At 62.3% G+C, this 22,655-nt stretch carries 18 protein-coding genes; 5 read left to right on the top strand and 13 right to left on the bottom strand.

Annotated elements, in window-relative coordinates; genetic code table 11:
• Positions 1–6: 6 nt before the first annotated feature.
• The 11 genes from A9404_RS12005 to grpE all read right to left on the bottom strand — a co-directional run bounded on the left by A9404_RS12005 (position 7) and on the right by grpE (position 14,455).
• The gene (locus A9404_RS12005; RefSeq protein ID WP_066101988.1) at positions 7–1,224 is read right to left on the bottom strand and encodes an EAL and HDOD domain-containing protein; all 1,218 of its coding nucleotides are present in this window, start codon (positions 1,222–1,224) and stop codon (positions 7–9) included.
• A gap of 222 nt (positions 1,225–1,446) precedes the next feature.
• Positions 1,447–3,516 (bottom strand): polyribonucleotide nucleotidyltransferase, encoded by a 2,070-nt coding sequence (pnp, locus tag A9404_RS12000; RefSeq protein ID WP_066101985.1) that lies wholly within the window; start codon positions 3,514–3,516, stop codon positions 1,447–1,449.
• Between the two features lie 178 nt (positions 3,517–3,694).
• Positions 3,695–3,964 (bottom strand): 30S ribosomal protein S15, encoded by a 270-nt coding sequence (gene rpsO, locus A9404_RS11995; RefSeq protein WP_066101982.1) that lies wholly within the window; start codon positions 3,962–3,964, stop codon positions 3,695–3,697.
• Positions 3,965–4,070: 106 nt separating this feature from the next.
• Complete coding sequence (gene truB, locus A9404_RS11990; RefSeq protein WP_066101979.1) at positions 4,071–5,027, bottom strand: tRNA pseudouridine(55) synthase TruB; 957 nt, start codon at positions 5,025–5,027, stop codon at positions 4,071–4,073.
• 4 nt (positions 5,028–5,031) lie between these two features.
• Positions 5,032–5,457 carry a 30S ribosome-binding factor RbfA gene (rbfA, locus tag A9404_RS11985; protein WP_066101976.1) on the bottom strand — a complete coding sequence of 142 codons (426 nt, stop codon included), beginning with the start codon at positions 5,455–5,457 and terminating at the stop codon, positions 5,032–5,034.
• 91 nt (positions 5,458–5,548) lie between these two features.
• On the bottom strand, positions 5,549–8,227 hold the full coding sequence (gene infB / locus A9404_RS11980; RefSeq protein WP_066101974.1) for a translation initiation factor IF-2: 2,679 nt from the start codon (positions 8,225–8,227) through the stop codon (positions 5,549–5,551).
• 166 nt (positions 8,228–8,393) lie between these two features.
• The gene (gene nusA, locus A9404_RS11975) at positions 8,394–9,875 is read right to left on the bottom strand and encodes a transcription termination factor NusA (protein ID WP_066101971.1); all 1,482 of its coding nucleotides are present in this window, start codon (positions 9,873–9,875) and stop codon (positions 8,394–8,396) included.
• On the bottom strand, positions 9,872–10,381 hold the full coding sequence (gene rimP / locus A9404_RS11970; RefSeq protein WP_066101968.1) for a ribosome maturation factor RimP: 510 nt from the start codon (positions 10,379–10,381) through the stop codon (positions 9,872–9,874). Before rimP ends, nusA begins: the two co-directional genes overlap by 4 nt.
• A gap of 174 nt (positions 10,382–10,555) precedes the next feature.
• Positions 10,556–11,704 (bottom strand): molecular chaperone DnaJ, encoded by a 1,149-nt coding sequence (dnaJ, locus tag A9404_RS11965; RefSeq protein WP_066101965.1) that lies wholly within the window; start codon positions 11,702–11,704, stop codon positions 10,556–10,558.
• A 131-nt stretch (positions 11,705–11,835) separates the two neighbouring features.
• Positions 11,836–13,758: a molecular chaperone DnaK gene (gene dnaK / locus A9404_RS11960; protein ID WP_066101962.1), complete on the bottom strand. Its 1,923-nt coding sequence runs from the start codon at positions 13,756–13,758 to the stop codon at positions 11,836–11,838.
• Positions 13,759–13,891: 133 nt separating this feature from the next.
• Positions 13,892–14,455 carry a nucleotide exchange factor GrpE gene (gene grpE / locus A9404_RS11955; RefSeq protein ID WP_066101959.1) on the bottom strand — a complete coding sequence of 188 codons (564 nt, stop codon included), beginning with the start codon at positions 14,453–14,455 and terminating at the stop codon, positions 13,892–13,894.
• 298 nt (positions 14,456–14,753) lie between these two features.
• Here grpE and A9404_RS11950 point away from each other — a divergent pair, with 298 nt between their 5' ends.
• Positions 14,754–15,725 (top strand): NAD(+)/NADH kinase, encoded by a 972-nt coding sequence (locus A9404_RS11950; RefSeq protein WP_197490350.1) that lies wholly within the window; start codon positions 14,754–14,756, stop codon positions 15,723–15,725.
• Positions 15,726–15,763: 38 nt separating this feature from the next.
• The gene (recN, locus tag A9404_RS11945; protein WP_066101957.1) at positions 15,764–17,437 is read left to right on the top strand and encodes a DNA repair protein RecN; all 1,674 of its coding nucleotides are present in this window, start codon (positions 15,764–15,766) and stop codon (positions 17,435–17,437) included.
• A 48-nt stretch (positions 17,438–17,485) separates the two neighbouring features.
• Here recN and fur read toward each other — a convergent pair whose 3' ends face one another.
• A complete protein-coding gene (gene fur, locus A9404_RS11940) occupies positions 17,486–17,905 on the bottom strand; it encodes a ferric iron uptake transcriptional regulator (protein WP_197490349.1) in 420 nt (139 codons plus the stop codon).
• Between the two features lie 280 nt (positions 17,906–18,185).
• Between fur and A9404_RS11935 the strand changes: the two genes are divergently transcribed.
• The 3 genes from A9404_RS11935 (at position 18,186) to fabB (ending at position 20,737) form a co-directional block, all read left to right on the top strand.
• Complete coding sequence (locus A9404_RS11935; RefSeq protein WP_066101951.1) at positions 18,186–18,743, top strand: outer membrane protein assembly factor BamE; 558 nt, start codon at positions 18,186–18,188, stop codon at positions 18,741–18,743.
• 251 nt (positions 18,744–18,994) lie between these two features.
• Positions 18,995–19,513, top strand: coding sequence for a 3-hydroxyacyl-[acyl-carrier-protein] dehydratase FabA (gene fabA, locus A9404_RS11930; protein WP_066101948.1), 519 nt, complete (start codon positions 18,995–18,997; stop codon positions 19,511–19,513).
• 6 nt (positions 19,514–19,519) lie between these two features.
• A complete protein-coding gene (gene fabB / locus A9404_RS11925) occupies positions 19,520–20,737 on the top strand; it encodes a beta-ketoacyl-ACP synthase I (RefSeq protein ID WP_066101946.1) in 1,218 nt (405 codons plus the stop codon).
• Positions 20,738–20,851: 114 nt separating this feature from the next.
• On the opposite strand, the gene A9404_RS11920 is transcribed toward fabB, so the two are convergent.
• Positions 20,852–22,465 carry an ABC transporter ATP-binding protein gene (locus tag A9404_RS11920; RefSeq protein WP_066101943.1) on the bottom strand — a complete coding sequence of 538 codons (1,614 nt, stop codon included), beginning with the start codon at positions 22,463–22,465 and terminating at the stop codon, positions 20,852–20,854.
• Between the last annotated feature and the right edge of the window lie 190 nt (positions 22,466–22,655).

Below are 22,655 nucleotides of genomic sequence, written 5' to 3'. Positions count from 1 at the left end.
AGATAGCTAGAGAAGCGTTTCCGCCCAGTGCACGGAAGTCACGTAAAGTTCCGGGGCAACCTCGTTGAGCTTGTCGGTCGTTTCGTCCCCTTCCAGCCACTGTCCCCGTTCGTAGAACACGACGTATTCGAGAATCTCGCCCAGAATGCCCTGCCGCTCGGACAGAGCGGCGGTGATGTTGTCCGCCAGAGGCAACTCGGAGACGATCTGGTCGATCGGCTGGTTGTAGAACGCATCGAGCGTCGAAAACAGCCCCACCAGAAACGCGGAGTACGGATTGGCCAGCTGGGTCTTCTTGGCCAGGGTTTCGGCAAAGCGCGCCCGCACCAGCGCTGTCTTGACCAGGGCCGGCGCCTTGCCGTCCACGCCCGTGAGGGCCGAGAGATAGACCATGCTGCGAATGGTATTCAGGCCGAGCATACGCACGGCATCCTGCACCGAATCCACCTTGCGCCGCAGCCCGATGGCCGCAGAATTTACCAGCCGCAACAAACGATAACTCAGGGCAAGATCCGTGTTCACCTTGTCGGCGATCGCATCCATCGTGATGTTGTCATCCTGCATCAGGATCAGCAGACTGAGCAGGTTCGCCTTGTTGGCCCGAATGGAGGGCCGAAGAATCATTTCGGGACGCGCAAAGAAATGGCCCTGGAAATACTCGACCCCGGCGGCCTTCAATGCCTCATAGTCCGACCATTCCTCGACCTTTTCGGCAACGACCTTGAGCCCGGCGCCATGCGCACGCGCCACGGAATCCGCCACCTTGTCCACGCCCTCGGCCAGTACATCAAGCTTGATGTAGTGGGCGTTGGTGACACAGGGATCGCCAAGATGATTGGTGGGAAAATCGTCCAAGGCGATCCGGAACCCGCAGGCCTTGAGCTCGCTCATGGCCTTGGCCGTCGCCTCGTTGCACTCGACGGTTTCCAGAATCTCCAACACGAGCTGTCGCGCTGAAATACCCTTGAGTACGTCGCTGAACATGAGCTTCATCGGTACATTGATGAATGCCTGCTGCGTGCCCACCAGCGACTCGAGCCCAATTTCCGTCAAGGCATTGATGACCACCGAAGCCGTCGCCTGATTGGAATTGCTGATGCGCGCAATCTGATCGGCATCCTGAGCCCGATACAACAGTTCATAACCGACCGTCTGAAGCTCACGATCGACGATGGGTTGACGTGCTAGCCGCACCCGGTGCGCGACCGAAGGAACCTGTTGCATAAGGAAGCTCTCACCCGAATTCACAGAAAGACCCGTGGAGATTAACGCATCGCACCCCGATTGGGGAACGCAAATTCACGCTAGCGAACAACGCGGGCCGCAACGCCTCATCACGCCACCCGTCGGGCAACGCCGATGACGCGGCGGACATACCGCATTCTCCCGCCCCGAACGGGGAACGAACGGGGAACGAACGGGGAACGAACCGGGAACAAAGCGGGGTCAGAGCCCTTTCATCGAGAGGCGCATGCGTCCCTGCTTGTCCGGTTCCAGCAATTGCACACGCACGATATCGTTCTCCTGAAGACGGTCGGTGACCTTTTCCAGACGCTCTTCGCAGATCTGGGAAATGTGCAGCAAACCATCCTTTCCCGGCAGGATGTTGACGAACGCACCGAAATCGGTGATCCGCACGACCTTGCCTTCGTAGATCTTGCCGATCTCGAGCTCGACCGTGATCTGCTCGACACGCAGCTTGGCGGCCTCGACACCCGCCTGGGAACTGCCACTGATCGTGACCAATCCTTCCTCGGAGATATCGATCTGTGTTCCCGTGTCGCGGGTGATGCCCTGAATCGTCGCCCCGCCCTTGCCAATGACCTCACGGATCTTGTCCGGATTGATCTGCATGGTCAGGAACTGCGGGGCATTGGCGGAAACGGTCTTGCGCGGCTCCGCCAGGGCGGCGTTCATGATGCCGAGGATATGCAGGCGTCCTGCCTTTGCCTGCGCCAGGGCCTGATGCATGATCTCGCGGGTGATCCCCTTGATCTTGATGTCCATCTGCAGTGCATTGACGCCGTCGGCCGTACCGGCCACCTTGAAGTCCATATCGCCCAGGTGATCCTCGTCACCCAGAATGTCCGAGAGCACGACGAACCGATCGTCTTCCTTGATCAGCCCCATCGCGATACCGGCTACCGCCGCCTTGACCGGCACCCCGGCATCCATCATGGAAAGGGAAGCGCCGCAGACGCTCGCCATGGAGCTCGAGCCGTTGGATTCGGTGATTTCCGAGACGACCCGCAGCGTATAGGGGTAGCCCTCACCGGGCACCACGGCCTGAACGCCCCGACGCGCGAGGTTGCCGTGACCGATTTCCCGGCGCTTCGGCGCACCGAAACGACCCGTTTCGCCCACGCTGAACGGCGGGAAGTTGTAATGAAAGATGAAGGATTCCTTGCGTTCGCCAATGACTGCATCGATCAGCTGGGCATCCCGGGCAGAGCCGAGCGTCGTCACCACGAGGGCCTGGGTCTCGCCGCGGGTGAACAGGGCGGAGCCATGGACCTGGGGGAGAACGCCGGTACGCACCGTGATCGGCCGAACCGTGCGGGTATCGCGACCGTCGATGCGTGGGGCACCATCCAGGATCCGTCCCCGGACGATGGACGACTCGAGCGCTTCGAAGAGGGCTTCGACAAGCTTGGATTCAACCGATTCCGCCGCGGCGAACTGGGCGACGGCGTCGGCCTTCAGTTCCTTCAACCGGGCATACCGCGTGGCCTTGTCGGCGATCTGATAGGCCTCGGTCACGGATTCGCCAAATGCGGCGCGAATCGACGCGGCCAGTTCCGGATGCTCGATCGGCGGCGCCCAGGCCATGGCCGGACGGGCGGCCTGTTCCGCCAGACGGCGGATGGCACCGATGGCCGACTGCAACGCCGCATGGCCGAACATCACGGCATCGAGCATCACCGCTTCCGGCAGTTGGTCGGCCTGGGACTCGACCATCAGTACGGCGTGATCGGTCCCCGCGACCACGAGTTCCAGACGGGAGTTCTTGAGCTGCTCGCTGGACGGATTCAGCACGAACCGGTCATCGATATAACCGACGCGTGCCGCACCCAATGGCCCCTCAAAGGGCGCACCGGAAAGCGCGAGGGCGGCGGAGGCGCCGATCATGGCGGGGATGTCGCCATCCACCTCGGGGTCGAGGGACAGCACCTGGGCGATCACCTGAACCTCGTTGTAGAACCCTTTCGGGAACAACGGGCGTACGGGCCGATCGATCAAGCGGGCAATCAGCGTTTCCGCCTCGGTCGCACGGCCTTCCCGCTTGAAGAAACCGCCCGGAATTCGACCGGCCGCATAAAATTTTTCCTGATATTCGATGGTCAGGGGAAGGAAGTCCTGCCCGGCTTCCGGCGACGACGCCACGACAGCGGTCACCAGAACCACCGTCTTGCCCATTTCGACCATGACGGCCCCGGAGGCCTGACGGGCGATCTCGCCCGTGGTCAACGTGACCGCATGGGCACCATAATCAAATCGTTCTGTGAATACGGTCACACCTTTCCCCTAACTCGTCATCAAATATGAAAAAACCGTCCCAAGCCCCGGAATTCCGGCACTCAGACGGCACAATCCCGGCACGAGTCCGGGATCGAGGGGCAGGTCCCGCGCCGGGACTTGCCAGAATTACGGTCAGGACTCGAGGCGCGAAGCCGTAACGAGTCCATGACGGGTCTTACTTACGCAGACCCAGACGCGCGATCAGATCCTGATAGCGCCCCAGATCCTTGGACTTCAGGTAGTCCAGCAGCTTGCGGCGCTGGTTGACCAGTTTCAGCAGACCACGGCGGGAATGGTGATCCTTCTTGTGGGTCGCGAAGTGTTCGGTCAGGTGTACGATACGGTGCGTCAGCAGGGCAACCTGGACTTCCGGAGAACCGGTATCGCTGGTGCCGCGGCTGTAATCGGCCAGAATCTGGGCCTTTTCTTCAGTTGTCAGAGACATGGATAAACTCCTATTTCACCTGGGCGTGTATGGTTGATAAAAAACATGCGGTCCGAGCACCTCAGTGCCCATGACCCATGCCATGCCGCCCCCGGTCAGGGGGCGCTCACAACGCCGCGAACAAACGCCGCGGCGCGACTCGACCGTCATCCAGAACTTCCCCCATACCCAGGAAAAGGTCGTCGGGCCCGTACAGACGGAATAGCCCTGTTTGCGGCGCATTGCCCACAAACACCGGATGACCATGACGAATATGAAAGGCGCTTTCCGAATCCAACCGTACGGTCGGATAGCCGGACAGTGCCGAATCGGTGGGCAGGATAACACGGTCGATCGCCGATTCCTCCCCACCTTCAACGATTTCTTTCAGCGCGTCGAGGGTCCACATGCGTGCACCCGAGGCATCGACCGCCGGATCGGCCCCGTCGGACTCGAACAACCAGGGCCCGAGGCCGGTGCGCCGAAGCCGTGTCACCACGGCGCCACAACCGATCTCCGCACCGATATCCTCGACGAGCGTACGGATATAAGCCCCCTTGCTCGAATGAACCAGGAGTTCGAAATCCCGGCCATCGAACTTCAGCAGTTCAATGCGATAGAAGTGGATATCCCGCGGTTTGCGTTCGACGACTTCACCGGCGCGGGCCAATTCGTACAGCCGTTTCCCATCCACCTTGAGCGCGGAGTACATGGGCGGCACCTGGGCGACCAACCCGCGAAACTGCGCGAGGTAGGGCTCGAGCGTCGCGGCGGTCAGCGTCGGTACCGGACGTTCCTCGATGACGGCCCCTTCCATGTCGCCCGTCTCGGTACGCAACCCCAGCCGTCCGATCACCCGATAGGTCTTGTCCGCATCCAATAGGAGGCCGGAAACGCGCGTCGCGTGACCGAAGCACAGGGGAAGCAGGCCCGACGCCTCCGGATCGAGGCTGCCCGTGTGCCCCGCCTTGGCCGCATTGAACAGATGTTTCACCCGCTGCAGGGCCTGGTTGGAACTCAGTCCCAACGGTTTATCCAGCAGCAGAATGCCGTTGATTTCGCGCCCGCGGCGCCGTCGTGCCACGATCCTAACGCTCCGGATTCGGGGTATCGGGTGAGGCCGAATCGTCGGCGTCAGATTCGCCGGCCGCAGCACTGTGTGCATCGTCCTGTTTACGGACGGCAGAGATCAGTGCATCCATCTGCATGCCATGCTCGATGGACGGGTCGAAATGGAAGCTCAGCCGCGGCACGCTGCGCAAGCGCATCCGGTGCGCCAGCTCACTGCGTAGATGACCGGCGGCGCTATCCAGCCAGGCCTGCGCGCGATCGCGTTCCTCGGCATTCAAGACGCTGTAATAAATCCGCGCGAAGCTCAGATCCCGTGTCACTTCACAATCGGTGACGGTCAGCAGGCTGATGCCCGCCTGACGGATCTCTTCGCGCAGCAGATCGGCGATTTCACGGCGAATCTGTTCCGCCACTCGTTGATGACGACCAAAACCTTGAGGCATATCGGTCCATACCCTGATTGAATGAATGGACGCGGCTCACCGGTTGCCCGGAGCGCGCGTCACGCCCTCCGGACGACGCAGGTGATGCCGGTCAGTCCATTGTCCGCTGCACCTCGACCCGCTCGAAGACTTCGATGATGTCGCCGACGCGCACGTCGTTGTAGTTCTTGACCCCGATACCGCAGTCGAATCCGGAACGGACTTCCTGGACGTCGTCCTTGAACCGGCGCAGGGATTCGAGTTCGCCTTCGTAGATCACGATGTTGTCGCGAAGAACCCGAATCGGATTGCCGCGGCGGATCAGGCCCTCGGTCACCATACAGCCGGCAATCGCACCGAACTTCGGCGAACGGAAGACGTCCCGAACTTCGACCAGACCCACGATCTTCTCCTGGGTTTCAGTGCCGAGCAGACCGGCCATAGCCTGCTTCACGTCGTCGATCATCTCGTAGATGATGCTGTAGTAGCGGATCTCGACGTTCTGTGCCGCGGCCAGCTTGCGCGCCGAGGCTTCGGCACGGACGTTGAAGCCGATCATGATGGCGTTCGAGGTGAGCGCCAGGTTGACATCCGACTCGGTGATCCCGCCGACGCCGCTCATCAGGACGTTGACCTTCACCTCGTCGGTAGACAGCTTGTTCAGGCTGTCGCGGATGGCTTCGGCCGAGCCCTGCACGTCGGACTTGACCAGGACGTTCAGCGTGGCGACCTCGCCCTCCTTCATCTGCTCGAACAGATTTTCCAGCTTCGAGGACTGCTGACTCGCCAGACGACTGTCGCGGTACTTGCCCGCCCGGAAGAGCGCAATTTCACGCGCCTTGCGCTCGTCCTCGAGCACGACGAGATCGTCGCCCGCCTGCGGCGTGCCCGAGAGACCGAGAATAACCACCGGGATGGACGGACCGGCCGATTCGATCGGCTGGCCGTTTTCGTCCAGCATGGCACGCACCCGGCCATATTCCTGACCGACCAGCACGACATCCCCCTTGTTCAGGGTGCCGCTGCGCACCAGGACGGTGGCCACGGGGCCACGGCCCTTCTCCAGAGAGGATTCGACCACGGTACCCTTGGCATGGCCTTCGACCGGTGCCTTGAGTTCCAGGACCTCGGCCTGAATCAGCACCGCATCCAGCAGTTCGTCGATCCCCTGGCCGGTCTTCGCCGACACGGGAACGAACTGCGTGTCGCCGCCCCAATCCTCCGAAATGACGCCTTCCTGGGATAGTTCGCTGCGAACGCGCTCCAGGTCGGTATTCGGCTTGTCGATCTTGTTGATGGCCACGACGATCGGCACGTCGGCCGCACGCGCATGGTGGATCGCTTCCTTGGTCTGCGGCATCACCCCGTCGTCGGCGGCAACTACGAGAATCACGAGGTCGGTTACGCTCGCCCCCCGGGCACGCATGGCGGTAAAGGCTTCATGGCCCGGCGTATCGAGGAAGCTGATGACGCCGCGGCTCGTTTCGACGTGATAGGCGCCCACGTGCTGCGTGATGCCGCCGGCTTCGCCCGCTGTGACCTTGGCGCGGCGGATGTAATCCAGCAGGGAAGTCTTGCCGTGGTCGACGTGACCCATGACGGTGACGACTGGCGGACGCGGCAGGGCAACGCCCTGCTCGACCGCATCCATCAGCTCCTCCTCGAGCGAGGACTCGGACTGCGGAATCGCGTTGTGCCCCATCTCCTCGATCACGAGAATGGCCGTATCCTGATCGATCATCTGGTTGATGGTCGCCATCACGCCCATGCTGAACAGGGTCTTCACGACATCGACGCCCTTGACGGACATCTTCTGGGCCAGGTCGGCAACGGAGATCGTCTCCGGCACCGTGACATCACGGACCACCGGCGCCGTGGGGCGTTCGAAATTCGTCTGCTTCGCCGCAGTCGCGCCGCCGCGACCGGTAGCCTTCTTCGCCCGCTTGGCGCGGCGCTCGTGCGCACCGGCACCCAGATGCAGTTCCGCACGGCCACCCTGGCTCTCCCGCTCATGGCGACCCTTGCCGCCATGCTTGGCGCCCTTCTTGCGCTCGGGCTCATCCGAGGACGAGTTCCCACGACCGGACAGATTGTCGGATTTGGTGATATCGATGCCCGGCGCCTCGGAAGGCATGGCGATGATCCGCAGGCGGGACTTCGGTCGTCCCGTCACTTCGTCGACTTCCGGGGATTGCGTCTCGGCCGACCGCTCGGCCTCGGGCGCCTCCTCGAGCACCGTATCGAACGCGGCAGGCGCTGGCGCAGCTTCGGGCTTCTCCGGCGAAGGCGTCACTTCCGGCGCAGGTGTCTCGACCACCGGCTCTGCGGCCACCGCGTCTGCAGACGCAACGACTGGCGTCGGGGCCGGCTCGGGCGCGGAAACCGGCGCGGTTTTGGCCGGGGCCACTTCAGGCGCTGTCGCCGGCTCGGCGGCGGGGGCAACGGCGGGTGACTCGCTGACCGGTTGCTGGGAAGCATCCGCCATATCGCGCGCCACATAGGTCTTCCGGGTGCGGTATTCGACCGCCACCGTCTTGCCACGCGCCGCACCGCCACCCACCTTGATTTCTTCCTGCTTCTTGCGCTGCAGGGTAATCCGGTTGGGCCGTGGCGCGCCGGCAGTGGCAGCCGTCCCCTGACGCAAGTGCGCCAGCAACTTCATCTTGTCGCTGTCACTGATCAGTGAATCGGCCGAACTGGCCGCAACGCCCGCTTCCGCAAGCTGTACCAGCAGGCGTTCGGGCGTGGCACCAACAATTTTTGCTAAATCTTTAACCGTGACCTCGGACATGGGGTCTCCTGTGGTCGTCTCACTACGTAAATTTCGATTACCGGATCGCACACGCGTCCGGTAAGGCGCAAATCGCTGCCGCCCGCGACGGCCAGCGTTGATTATGGGGCCGATACCGACCGACCCGCCGCCCGCGCGGGGCATGCAGGTGCGGCGGATACGGCAATCAGTTGAACCAGGGGGCGCGCGCCGCCATGATCAGGCTGCGGGCCAACGCCTCGTCCACGCCGTCAAACTCGGTCAACTCATCGATCGACAGCTCGGCCAGATCATCGGCGGACGCGACGCCGGCTGCCTGCAAAGCAGTCAGCAGTTCCGGCGTCATGCCTGCCAATTCGGCCATGTTCAACGGCTCAGCATCCGCGGCCTCGTCAACATCGCTGGAAATCGCCTGGGTCAGCAGCGCGTCGCGGGCCCGGTTGCGCAGTTCCTCAACGATATCCTCGTCGAAGCCCTCCACTTCCAGGAGTTCGGCGGTCGGCACGTAGGCGATCTCTTCCAGCGAGGAGAAACCGGCCTCGACCAGCACGGAGGCCACGTCCTCGTCGACATCGAGATCGCGCATGAACGATTCGACCGCGCGGCGGGTTTCGCGCTCGATCTGGGCAACCGCTTCCTCCTCGCCCATCACGTTCAGGTGCCAGCCGGTAAGTTGGCTCGCCAGACGCACGTTCTGACCGCCCCGACCGATGGCCTGGGAAAGCTTTTCCTCGGTCACGGCGACGTCCATGCTGTGCCGGTCCTCGTCCACGACGATCGACACGACCTCGGCCGGTGACATGGCATTGATCACGAACTGAGCCGGACTCGGATCCCAGATGATGATGTCGACGCGCTCGCCGTTCAGCTCGTTGGTGACGGACTGGACACGGGAGCCCCGCATGCCCACGCAGGTGCCCACCGGATCGATGCGCGGATCGCGGGACTGCACGGCGATCTTCGCACGCAGACCCGGATCGCGCGCCGCGCCCTTGATCTCGATCAGACCCTGGTCGATCTCCGGCACTTCCAGCTTGAACAGTTCGATCAGGAACTCCGGCGCCGTGCGGCTGACGAACAGCTGCGGACCGCGCGGCTCGTGGCGCACGTCGGCCAGATAGCCGCGCAGACGATCACCCGGGCGAACGGCTTCGCGACCGATCATCTCGTCGCGAGGAATCAGCGCCTCGACGTTGCCGCCGAGATCCAGAATGACGTTACCGCGATCGATCCGCTTGATGAGTCCCATGATCAGGCTACCCTTGCGATCGATATAGGCATCCACCACCTGCCGACGCTCGGCCTCGCGCACCTTCTGCACGATGACCTGCTTGGCAGCCTGGGCGGCGATGCGGCCGAATTCGACCGACTCGATCTCTTCCTCGACGAAGTCGCCGACCTGGATCGTCGGATCGTCCAACTGTGCCGCTTCCAGAATCATCTCGCGCTCGGGAAACTCGGAGGACTCGCCCGCCACGACTTCCCAGCGACGGAACGTCCGATAATCCCCGGTCTCGCGGTCGATTTCGACACGCGCATCGATATCGCCGCCATGACGCTTGCGTGCGGCCTGGGCCAGTGCGGCTTCGATCGCCTCGAAAATGACGGCGCGATCCACCCCTTTCTCGTTGGAGACCGCATCAGCGACGAAAAGTATCTCTTTGCTCATGATGATTGGGTTTTTCCTTTGGGCGCCGTGCCTTTACGGTCGCGTTTCTGTTCACCAAATTCGAATACCAGATTGGCCCGCTCCACCTCGGCGTACGGGAAGGTGAAGGGTTCGCCCTCGACCGTCACGCTGATCTGCTCGCCGTCCACACCGGTGACGATGCCATCGAATCGGCGGCGCTGCGCCAACGGACGGTGCAGACGCACCCGGACCTTCTGACCGACGAACTGGGCGAAGTCGCTGGCGCGGAACATGGGTCGCTCGACACCGGGCGAAGACACTTCCAGACGGTAGAAGCCCGGAAAGGGGTCCTCGACATCCAGCACGCCGCTCAGCGCGTCGCTGACCCGCGAACAATCGTCCAGGGTGACGCCGGCCTCGGTGTCGATATACACCCGCAGCAAACCGTCCGGACCGCCGCGAAACTCGCCGCCCACCCACTCGCAGCCCGACGCCTCGACGACGGGCTGCAACAGCGCTTCAATGGACTCGGGAATTTTCTGCACGGCGGCTCGGTCTCTCTAAAATAAGATGCAAAATAAAAAAGCCCCAAGTGGGGCCCGGTTTTCTTTTATCTTTGATCGCGGGATGCGGAATATATGAATCTTCACCCCGAATGTCAAATCAGAAGCCGGTTTTAGCCCCGGGGGAAACAGCGGTTTCCCGGGGTTCACGCGGGATCAGTCGCCACGCAGATCGTCGAAGAAGCGCTTGACCGAATCCAGCCAGGAATGCTCGCGCGGCCGATGCTGTGCCGCGACGTCCCCACCCTGTTCCCCGCTCAACGAACGCTCGAAGGCCATGAGCAACTCCCGCTGTTCCGCGGTGAGCTTGACCGGCGTTTCGACATGCACGGTCACCAGCAGATCACCGGGTGCGCCGCCCCGCACGGGCTGGACACCCTTGCCCCGCAGACGGAACACCTTGCCGGTCTGCGTTTCCGCCGGAATCTTCAGTGTCACGCGACCATCCAGCGTGGGCACCTCGATTTCGCCACCGAGCGCGGCCACTACGAAGCTGATCGGCATTTCACACAACAGATCGGCGTCGTTTCGCTTGAAGATCGGGTGCGGTTTGACATCGATCAGTACATAGAGATCGCCGGCCGGGCCGCCCTGCTCCCCAGGGGCCCCCTCGCCGCTGTGGCGGATCCGATCCCCGGAATCGACACCGGCAGGAATCTTGATCGACAGGGTTTTCTGGGTTTCCACCCGACCCGAACCCCGACAGGTACCGCAGGGATCCTCGATGATCTCGCCCGCACCCTGACAGGTCGGGCAAGTCTGTTGGATCGAGAAGAATCCCTGCTGCACGCGGACCGCTCCGGCCCCGTGACAGGTACCGCAGGTCTTGCGTCCCGTGCCCGGCTTGGCGCCGGTGCCATCGCAGGTTTCGCAGGGCTTGCTCGTGGGAATCTGGATCTCGACGGTCGTGCCGCGCACGGCCTCTTCGAGCGTGATCTTCAGGTTGTACTGCAGGTCCGCGCCCCGATAGGCGCGCGAACGGCCACCGCCGCCCCCGAAGATGTCGCCGAACACCTCGCCGAAGATATCGGCAAAGCCGGCACCGCCGCCAAATCCGCCGGCACCGGCACCCGCGCCCGGATTGACACCGGCATGACCGAACTGGTCGTAAGCCGCGCGTTTCTGGGCATCGGACAGAACCTCGAAGGCCTCCTTGGCTTCCTTGAAGCGTTCCTCGGCGGCAGGATCGTCCGGGTTCCGGTCGGGGTGAAAGCGCATCGCCAGTCGACGATAGGACTTCTTCAGCTCGTCCGCCGTTGCGGTGCGCTCTACCTCGAGCACTTCGTAATAACAACGCTTTGCCATAGCTCGCTCAAAAGTTCGTTCGCGACAAGCGTACAGGGGCCTGTGCCCCTGTCGCGCTCGTGCTGCATGAATTGGGTCGTCCCTGCACGAAAAAACCGCCCCATCCCGGGGCGGCAATCACCGAGGACGAATTACTTCTTGTCGTCCTTCACTTCCTCGAACTCGGCATCGACGACGTCGTCGTCCTTCTGCGCGGCGCCCGATGTGCCCGCACCCGGCTCGCCCTGAGGCTGCGCACCGGCAGCGGACTTCTGCATCAGCTCGGCGGAAACCTGACTCAACGCCTCGATCTTCGCCTGGATTTCCGCCTGATCGTCGCCCTTCATGGCTTCGCGCAGCGCGGCGATCGCATCGGTCGCCGGCTGCTTGTCGGCATCCGACATCGCCTCGCCCGCTTCCTTGAGCGTCTTCTCGACGGTATGGATCAGGCCATCGCCCTGGTTGCGCACGTCCACCAGCGCCCGCAGCTTCTTGTCTTCCTCGGCATGCGCTGCGGCATCGTCCACCATCCGTTGGACTTCTTCATCGCTCAGACCGGAGTTGGCCTTGATGACGATCTTCTGCTCCTTGCCGGTACCCTTGTCCTTGGCGGACACGTTCAGGATCCCGTTGGCATCGATGTCGAAGGTCACTTCGATCTGCGGCATGCCGCGCGGTGCCGGGGGGATGTCGGTCAGGTCGAAACGGCCCAGCGACTTGTTGCCCGAGGCGATCTCGCGCTCACCCTGCAGGACGTGCACGGTCACGGCGGTCTGGTTGTCGTCAGCGGTCGAAAACACCTGGCTGGCCTTGGTCGGGATCGTGGTGTTCTTCTCGATCAGCTTGGTCATCACGCCGCCCATGGTTTCGATACCCAGCGACAGCGGGGTAACGTCCAACAACAGGACATCGCTCACACTGCCGGACAGCACGCCGCCCTGAATCGCGGCACCCACCGCCACGGCTTCATCGGGGTTGACGTCCTTGCGCGGCTCCTTGTTGAAGAAGGCCTTCACCGCCTCGCGCACCTTGGGCATGCGGGTCTGACCGCCGACCAGGATCACTTCGTCGATGTCGCCGACGGAAACCCCGGCATCCTTCAGTGCGACGCGGCACGGCTCGATGGTGCGGGTGATCAGGTCGTCGACGAGCGACTCGAGCTTGGCGCGGGTCAGACGGACGTTCATGTGCTTCGGACCGCTGGCGTCTGCCGTGATGTACGGCAGGTTCACGTCGGTCTGCTCGGTGGACGAGAGTTCGATCTTCGCCTTTTCCGCCGCTTCCTTCAGACGCTGCATGGCCAGCGGATCGTTCGCTAGATTCACGCCCTGCTCGCGCTTGAATTCGTCGACCAGGAAGTCGATCAGGCGATTGTCGAAATCTTCACCGCCCAGGAAGGTGTCGCCGTTCGTGGACAGCACTTCGAACTGCTTCTCGCCGTCGATGTTCGCCACTTCGATGATGGATACGTCGAAGGTACCGCCACCGAGGTCGTAGACCGCGATCTTGCGATCCGCGTTGTCCTTCTTGTCGATGCCATAGGCCAGGGCCGCCGCGGTCGGTTCGTTGATGATCCGCTTGACGTCCAGACCGGCGATGCGGCCGGCATCTTTGGTTGCCTGGCGCTGACTGTCGTTGAAGTAGGCCGGTACGGTGATGACGGCCTCGGTGACCTCCTCGCCCAGATAAGCCTCGACGTCCTTCTTGATCTTCATGAGCACACGGGCAGAAATTTCCGGCGGAGCCATCTTCTTGCCGTTGACTTCGACCCAGGCATCGCCGTTATCGGCCTTGACGATCTGGTAGGGCATCAGCTCGATGTCTTTCTGGACCGCCTCTTCCTGGAAACGACGGCCGATCAGACGCTTGACCGCGTACAGCGTGTTCTTCGGATTGGTGACCGATTGGCGCTTGGCCGGCTGGCCGACCAGGATCTCGCCCTCGTTGGCGTAGGCCACGATCGACGGCGTGGTGCGCGCGCCTTCGGCGTTCTCGATGACCTTGGCAGACTTGCCTTCCATGATGGCCACGCAGGAGTTGGTGGTACCCAGGTCGATCCCGATGATTTTACCCATGATGCTTACCTCAAAAATTCGTGAATTGAATGTAGTTCGTATGACAGTTCTGAATGCGCGTCCCGGGCGACCTGCCCCAGGCACCACAGCTACCTATGTGCGGGCGCTGCGGCCGATTTCAAGAGCCCGGTCGTCATTCCTGGGGCTTCGAGACCACGACCAATGCCGGGCGGACCAGACGATCCTTCAGGAGATACCCCTTCTGCATCACGCTGATCACATGATCGGCCGGCCCCTCGTGCGGCTGGACCGAAATGGCCTGGTGATGCTCGGGATTGAAGCGTTCGCCGACCGGATGAACCGGCTGCACGCCGAACTTCTCCAGGGTCTGCAGGAACACGTTCAGGGTCATCTGGTTACCCTCGCGGATCTTGTCGAGGGGGGTATTCGGCTGCTCGGCGGCCTGAATCCCCATTTCCAGGGAATCGACCACGGGCAACAGGCCATCGACAAACCGCTCCAGCGCGAATTTGCGGGCGTTTTCGATGTCCCGTTCGGCGCGCTTGCGCAGGTTTTCCATCTCGGCATGCAGCCGCAGGACTTCCTGCTCCCGCTCGGCCAGCTTTTCCGTCAAATCAATCGCCGCATCAGGCTGAGCGGCGGCACCCGCTGCTTCCTGGGCATTTTCCTGACCCATGTTCTGACCCTTGTCCTGGGGCGTCGCCTCGTCAGCCGGGGGTATTGATTGTTCCGTCATGGTACGGTCCTCTGTGCGTGATGAATCGAAAAATGAAAGGTCCAAGTTAGGCCACGCCCTGTTGATTGGGGCTCCCCGAACCAATTTCAAGACCGAAAACCCCGACAAATTCCATTTTTTTGCCCGTTTTCGCCGCTTCTGCCGCAGAAGGCGCGCAGACAGGCCTGCAGGGAAAAACACTTCTGATATATTAGGTGGCATGGGCAGGCGCGCCCGAGGACAACGGAATGGTTGCCGGCAGTCCCGACTGCCCGACATTGTTTCCGATCACACAACAGGCAACTCCAAGGTTTTACTTGTGGCAGATCTTCGCCAGACACGAACCGGACCGACCACGGACCCCGCCGCAGACATCGACGACTGCCGCGACAGGGCGGGGACACCCGGGGATGCTGCGCCCTACTTCAAGCGGATCGGCATCATCACCAAACCGGCGGCCGACCTGGCCATCCGGACGGCCTTCAAGAAGCTGACCAGCCTGCTGGACGAGATGGGCATCGACTGGGCACTGGAGCAATCCTGCGACAGCCCCATCAGCCGCATGCAGCCGGCACGATTCGAACGCAACCAGCCCGATCGCGACCTGATCATCGTGCTGGGCGGCGACGGCACCTTGTTGAATGCGGCCCGCAGCCTGAGTCAATGGGACATCCCAATCATGGGCGTCAACCTGGGACGCCTGGGGTTCCTCGTCGACATCCGGCCCAGCGATCTGAAGCTGTACCTGAGCGCGATTCTCCGGGGACGATTCGTCGAGGATCGACGCTTTCTTCTCGAAGGCACGCTCATGCGCGGCGATACGCGGGTCATGAATGCCATCGCCCTCAACGACGTCACCTTCAAGATGCGCGACCCCGCCCGCATGGTCGAGTTCGAAATGCGTATCGATGGGCGACTGCTCAATCACCAACGTTCCGACGGGGTGGTCATCTGCACCCCCACCGGGTCCACGGCCTATGCCCTGTCCGCGGGCGGCCCGCTGATCGCCCCCGATCTGCCGGCCATCGGCATCGTGTCCATCTGCCCGCACACCCTGAGCTACCGCCCCATCGTGATCAGCGACAGTCACGTGATCGAGATCGTCCCCAAAGCCCAGTCCCGCGGCGGTGGCTCGGTGAGCTTCGACGGCCAGATCAACCAGCCGCTCGAGGTCGGCGACGCCCTGGTGATTCGGCGTCACCATCACGACATTCGGCTGATCCACCCTTGCGGCCATGACTACTACACCCTGCTGCGCACCAAACTCTGCTGGGGCGAACAAAGTGGTTAATCCCGTCCGTACTCCCAGCGCCACAGGCCGCTAGCACCATGCTGACCGCGCTCACGATTCGACATATCGCACTGATCGACCGACTCAGTCTCGATTTCGCCCCGGGCATGACCACCCTGACCGGCGAAACCGGCGCCGGGAAATCCATCCTGATCGATGCCATCGGCCTGATCCAGGGGGATCGCGCGAACACCCAGCTGATTCGCGCCGGGGAAGAGGAAGCGGAGGTCATCGCGGTCTTCGATTACGCCACGCCCGGTCCGGTCGCAACGTTTCTGCAGGAACAGGACCTGCTGGAAGACGAGTTGATCATTCGCCGCACGCTCAACCGGGAAGGCCGCGGCAAGATCTGGATCAACGGGCGTCCCTCGACCGCGGCCACCCTGAAGGCATTGAGCGCACTGCTCATCGACGTGCATGGCCAGCATCACAACCAGAAACTGCTGGAAAAACGCTATCAGCGCGCACTGCTCGACAGCTTCGGCGGGCTGGAGGATACGGTGCGAACGCTCGGGCAGACGGCCCGGGAGCTGCGGCGACTGAAGACCTTGCGGGATGAAGCCCTTCGGGAAGCCCGAACTCGGGCGGATCGACGACAGCTGCTTGCTTTTCAGCTCGAGGAAATCGACATGCTGGCGCCGGAACCGGACGAATTCAACCGGCTCCACCAACAACTGACACGGCTCTCCCGACAGGACGAGTGGCGCAGCGTCCTTGCCGCCCAGCTCGATCGGCTGTTCGACGCCGACGAGAACGTCCACGACCAGCTCGGTCAGGCAACGCACGCCCTGAGCCGCCTGACCGGACTCGACGAGCGGCTGTCACCGCTGGTCGATGCCCTGGAGGTCGCGCGCATCCAGGTCAACGAGACGGCAGAGAGCCTGCGGGACGCCCTGAACGAAAACGACAACGACCCGGCCGAACTCGATCGCGTGCAACAACGGCTGGACGCGCTCCATCAGCTGGCGCGCAAGCACCGGATTCCACCGGAGCAGCTGGACGACCACATGGCGGCGCTTCGCGCGGAAGCTGCCGATCTGGAACAGGTCGATGCCGCCAGCGCCTCGATCGACACAGAGATTGCCCAGCTGGAAGAAACCTACGACCGACTGGCCGGACAGGTGGCGGAACAAAGGCAGGCGGCCGCACGCAAGCTCGAATGCTCGGTGACCGAGTCGATTCGGCAGCTCGGCATGCCTCATGGCGACATCGAGATCCGGGTCGCCCCCAACGATTCAGCGCAGGATCAGCGACCCGAGCACGGTCATGACGAGATCACGTTCCTGATCAGCGCCAACCGGGGGCAGCCGAAGCAGCCGCTGGACCAGATTGCCTCGGGCGGCGAACTGGCCCGGGTCAGTCTGGCGATCAAGACCCTCACGGCGGCGTTCGATCCGGTCGAAACCTTCATTTTCGACGAGGTCGATACGGGGATTGGTGGTGCGATCGCCGAAATCGTCGGCCGTCATCTGCGCGCACTGGGACAGACCCGCCAGGTCTTCTGCGTCACGCACCTGCCCCAGGTGGCCGCACAGGGCCAGCACCAGATCCAGGTGCACAAGCATCACCACGAAAGCGGGACCGTCACCGAAATCACCCCCCTGAACGACGCCACGCGCATCGAGGAAATCGCCCGGATGATGGCGGGCGTGGCGGTGACGGAGCAAACGCGTGAGGCAGCACGCGAGATGATCGCGCAAGGGCAGGCATAGATTAGGGATGCCAACGGGCCGGATTCGGCCCAAATCAACGGGCGAGGTTTATTTCTTCTTGTTCTTGGCCTGGTCGCTGATGCCATAGATGACCAGCGAATAATCCGTCAGATCGAAACCATGCTGTTCGGCGATGGCCGCTACGCGTTCCTGGATGACGGGGTCGTGAAACTCCTCGACCAGACCGGTCTTGATGCAGACGAGATGGTCGTGATCGCCCTTGGAAATCAGCTCGAAAACCGACTTCCCCCCCTCGAACTGATGTCGTTTGAGAATGTCGGCCGCCTCGAACTGCGTCAGAACCCGGTACACCGTGGCCAGTCCGACGTCGTCGCCCCGGTTCAGCAGCTCCTTGTAGACGTCCTCGGCACTCATGTGCCAGTCCGGATTGCTCTCGATGATCTCCAGGATCTTGACACGCGGCAAGGTGACCTTGAGCCCGGCTTTCTTAAGTTCGTTCTGTTCCAAGATCTCGTCCCTCTATCGCATGATTCCCCGATAAGCCATGCGCGACTTCATCGGGCAGCCGCCCTGCCAAGAACCCGATGGACTTCGGCACCCCTGTCGTCCGACAGGACACTCCGCGCGCTTGGGGCGCCACGGCGGCAACTGGAACCGGATTGTACCTGATTCTCATTATTCCAGAGATTTTCAGCCGTCCGACGGCAATTTATTCGTTACCACTGGAACAAACCGCGCGCAGTTGCGTATGATTGGCGCACCCCTTTTCCCACACCAGAATAACGCCATGCATCCCTTTCCCTACCGCACCCTGTCTGCCCTGACCCTTCTGATGTTCGCGCTGACCGGCTGTTCGTCCGTGTACATCCCGAGCTTCATCAAGGTCTACCAGCCGGACATCGCCCAGGGGAACATCCTCGAGACCAAGCAGGTCGAACAACTCAAGGTGGGCATGGACAAGAGCGAGGTCAATCAGATCCTCGGCACGCCGGCCCTGAAGGACATCTTTCACCACAACCAGCGGGAAACCTACGTCTTCTACGACAAGCGCGGGAAGAACAAGGCCTTCAAGCATATCCTGGTCGTGATTTACGACGCCAACGGCCGCGTGGCGAAGATCGAGCAAAGCGGCGATCCGCTGGATCAGACACCCCCGCAGGATCTTCCGGAGGCACTTCGCCCCGGGGCGGAGCCGGCGGCGGAAACGACAGAGCCCTCAGCGAACGATGCGGATGCCCCCCACAAGAATGGCGCCGCAAGCGACCCCTACGCACTCACGCCGCCGGGCAGTAGCGGCTCGGGATTGGGTGCCGGCCAACCGCTTCAGCCGGCCGGCGGCCTCTAGACAGTGGCAAGGCGGCGCCCGTCGTGTGGTTGCGGCAGGCTGACCGCCTCACCACGGCTCTTGCGTGCCCCTTTGCGGCTCCAAGACGCACCAATTCCGCCCGAGGCACGGGCCGCAAAGACCGATGCGATTTCCCACGCCTTAACTCATGGCAAACGGGTCTTTGAGCGCCTCATTTTGGAACAAACCGGCAAAAAACACCGATTTTCGGTTAACATGGCGGCTTTGTGTTTAATCATTCCCGGGTACACATGACACAGTCCAGTTTTGAATTCGATGATTTGATCCGTTGCGCCAAAGGTGAGATGTTTGGCGAAGGCAATGCCCAGTTACCGCTACCGCCGATGCTGATGTTCGATCGCATCAACCGCATCGCCACCGAGGGCGGAAAATTCGGCAAGGGCGAGATGATCGCGGAACTGACCGTCAAGCCCGACCTGTGGTTCTTCGGCTGCCATTTCGAAGGCGACCCGGTCATGCCGGGCTGCCTGGGACTGGACGCCATGTGGCAGCTCGTTGGTTTCTATCTCGGTTGGAGCGGCGGTAAGGGCCACGGCCGCGCCCTGGGCGTCGGCGATGTAAAATTTTCGGGTCAGGTGTTGCCCAGTAACGAAAAGATCATCTATCAGATCGATATTAAGCGCGTCATCATGCGCAAGCTGACCATGGGCATCGCCGATGCCCATATGTCTGTCGACGGCAAGATCATCTACGAAGCGAAGGATCTGCGCGTCGGCCTTTTCACTCATACACAGTCAATGTCGGAGTAAACATCCATGCGCCGTGTTGTCATTACAGGCATGGGCATTGTTTCCAGCATCGGCAACAATGCCAACGAAGTGCTCACCGCACTGAAGACCGGCCGTTCAGGCATCGAAACCAACCCGGAACAGGTCGAGCGCGGTTTCCGCTCCCATATCGCCGGCACCCTGAAGATCAAGCCGGAAGAACACATCGACCGCAAGCTCTATCGGTTCATGGGCGATGCGGCCGCCTTCACCTACATCGCGATGCGCGAAGCCATCGAACAGGCCGGTCTGACCGCGGAACAGGTTTCCCAACCGCGCGCCGGTCTGATCGTCGGCTCCGGCGGCTCGTCCTGCGCCAACATTGTGGAGACTGCGGACATCGTCCGTGAGAAGGGCGTCAAGCGCGTCGGTCCCTATATGGTGACCCGGACCATGGGGTCCACCACCTCGGCCTGTCTCGCCACGCCGTTCGGCATCAAGGGCATCAATTTCTCCATCAGCTCCGCCTGCGCGACCTCGGCGCACTGCATCGGCTCCGGTGTGGAGCAGATCCAGTTCGGCAAGCAGGATATCGTGTTCGCCGGCGGCGGCGAGGAGCTGCACTGGTCCCAAACCGCGATGTTCGATGCGATGGGCGCGCTGTCCTCCAAGTACAACGATACCCCCGAGACGGCCTCCCGCCCCTTCGACGCGACCCGTGACGGCTTCGTCATCACCGGCGGCGGCGGCGTCGTGGTGCTGGAGGAACTGGAGCATGCGCTGGCCCGTGGGGCGAACATCCTGGCCGAGGTGGTCGGTTATGGTGCGACTTCCGATGGCTACGACATGGTCCAGCCTTCGGGTGAAGGTGCTCTGCGCTGCATGCAGCAGGCACTGGCCACCGTGAAGGGGCCCGTCGATTACGTGAACACCCATGGCACCAGTACGCCGGCCGGTGACATGCGTGAACTGGAATCCCTCGCGAAGATCTTCCCGGAGAACATGCCGTACATCACGTCGACGAAGTCGCTCTCCGGCCATGCCCTGGGGGCGGCGGGCGTGCATGAGGCCATCTATTCGATCCTCATGCTGCAGAACGACTTCATCGCGGCCTCGGCCAACATCGCGGAACTCGACCCCAAGGCCGAAGGGGTCAACATCCTGACAAAGACGCTGGAAAACCACCGTTTCAATACGGTGCTATCCAACAGCTTCGGCTTTGGCGGTACCAACGCCTCTCTGGTTCTGCAGCGTTTCGCGCCGTAAATCCGGACGGGACTTTCCCGCCCCTGGTAGCAATGAACGCCGGCATGTCCGGCGTTTTTTCATGGGACGAATACTGCCACCGCGCTTGGCGAAAGCACTTTCGTCATGGGTCAATCACACGGTGGCGACCAGCGTCTGCGTATAGGGATGCTGTGGGGCCGAGAACACGTCGCCGGTGTTCCCCGTTTCGACCACTTGCCCCCGGTACAGCACCATCACGCGGTGTGCCATCGCCCGCACCACCCGCAGATCGTGGGTAATGAACAGATAACTCAGGCCATGATCGCGCTGCAACTGACGCAACAGATCCAGCGTCTGCTTTTGCACGGTGGCATCCAGTGCGCTGGTCGGCTCATCAAGAATCAGGATTTTGGGGCGCAGGATCAGGGCGCGCGCAATAGCGATCCGCTGGCGCTGTCCCCCGGAAAACTCGTGGGGATACCGGTGCATGCCGGATTCGTCCAGCCCCACATCCGCCATCGCGGCACGGATCCGCGCCCGGCGGGCAGTGGCATCCAGCTGCGGTTCATGCACGCTGAGTCCCTCGCCGATGATCTCGCCGACCGTCATGCGGGGGGACAAGGCGCCGAACGGGTCCTGAAACACAATCTGGATATGACGCCGGAGGGAACGGAATCGGCGCTCTGAATAACCCTGAACCGACTGCCCGACCACATCGATCCGTCCCTCGGCGGGAATCAGATGCAGCAGGGCCAAAGCCAAGGTGCTTTTCCCGGAACCGGACTCGCCGATCACGCCGAGGGTTTCCCCGGGTGCCAAGTTCAGCGACACCCCGTCCAGCGCCCGAAAATCCGGTGCCCTTTGCCACCAGCGACGCGGCGCCCCGCCCCCTTGGGCGAACCGAACGGACAGGCGCTCGGCGGCAAGAACAGGGGGCGCGCTCGGATCGACCGGGGGCAAGGGTTCTGGCTTCGGCACGGCGGCCAGCAGCGTGCGGGTATAAGGGTGTTCCGGCGCACGGAATAACCCAGCAACATCCCCCTGCTCCACGATCCGACCATGTTGCATCACCGCGACCCAGTCGGCATGCCGCCGCACCAGATTCAGATCGTGGGTAATCAGGAGCAGCGCCATGCCGAACTGCGCCTGCAGGGCGGTCAGCAATTCCATGATCTGTGCCTGCAAAGTGACGTCCAACGCCGTGGTCGGTTCATCGGCAATCAGCAGACGCGGACGACAGGCCAGCGCCATGGCAATCATCGCCCGCTGCCGCTGCCCGCCCGACAATTGATGGGGAAACGACCGAGCCCGCCATTCCGGATCCGGCAACTGCACCTGCCGGAGAAGTTCGATGACACGCTCCTGAATATCCGTCTTGCTCCCGCCTTCATGCTCGACGATCACCTCGGCGATCTGCGCACCGATCGTCTTCAACGGATTGAGCGCCGTCATCGGTTCCTGGAAAATCATGCCGATCGACCGCCCCCGCACGGTACGCAAAGTGGATTCGGGGGCCGTCAGCAGGTCGAGATCGCCGAACCGGATACTGCCCGAATCGTACTGGACGGCATCCAGCAGACGCAGTATCGACAGGGCGGTGATCGTCTTGCCCGAACCGGATTCCCCCACAAGCGCCACCCGCTGGCCTGGCTGGATGTCCAGGGAAATCTCGGAAAGCACGGGCGATGCCGCATCGAAACGCGCCGTGAGGTGCTGAATGGAAAGCAGCGGTGAATCCGATGATGGGGCGGGGTGCGCCAGGGGCATGACTTCAACATCCTCGGTACAAGCGGGCAAACTGGGCTGTATGCAGTCTAGGGCCTGTTCACACTAAATCCAAACCAGCGACGTAGGCCGTTTTTCCGCGGAACAAGGCGCATTGAGCGCGGTGTGCTTTGTGCACACAAGCGAAATGCAACGCAGTTCCGGGGAAAAACGGTCCCGTCCCTTGGGGCTG

Source organism: Halothiobacillus diazotrophicus (assembly GCF_001663815.1).
GTDB classification, from domain to species: Bacteria; Pseudomonadota; Gammaproteobacteria; order Halothiobacillales; family Halothiobacillaceae; genus Halothiobacillus; species Halothiobacillus diazotrophicus.
This window is presented reverse-complemented; position numbering and strand designations above follow the sequence as displayed.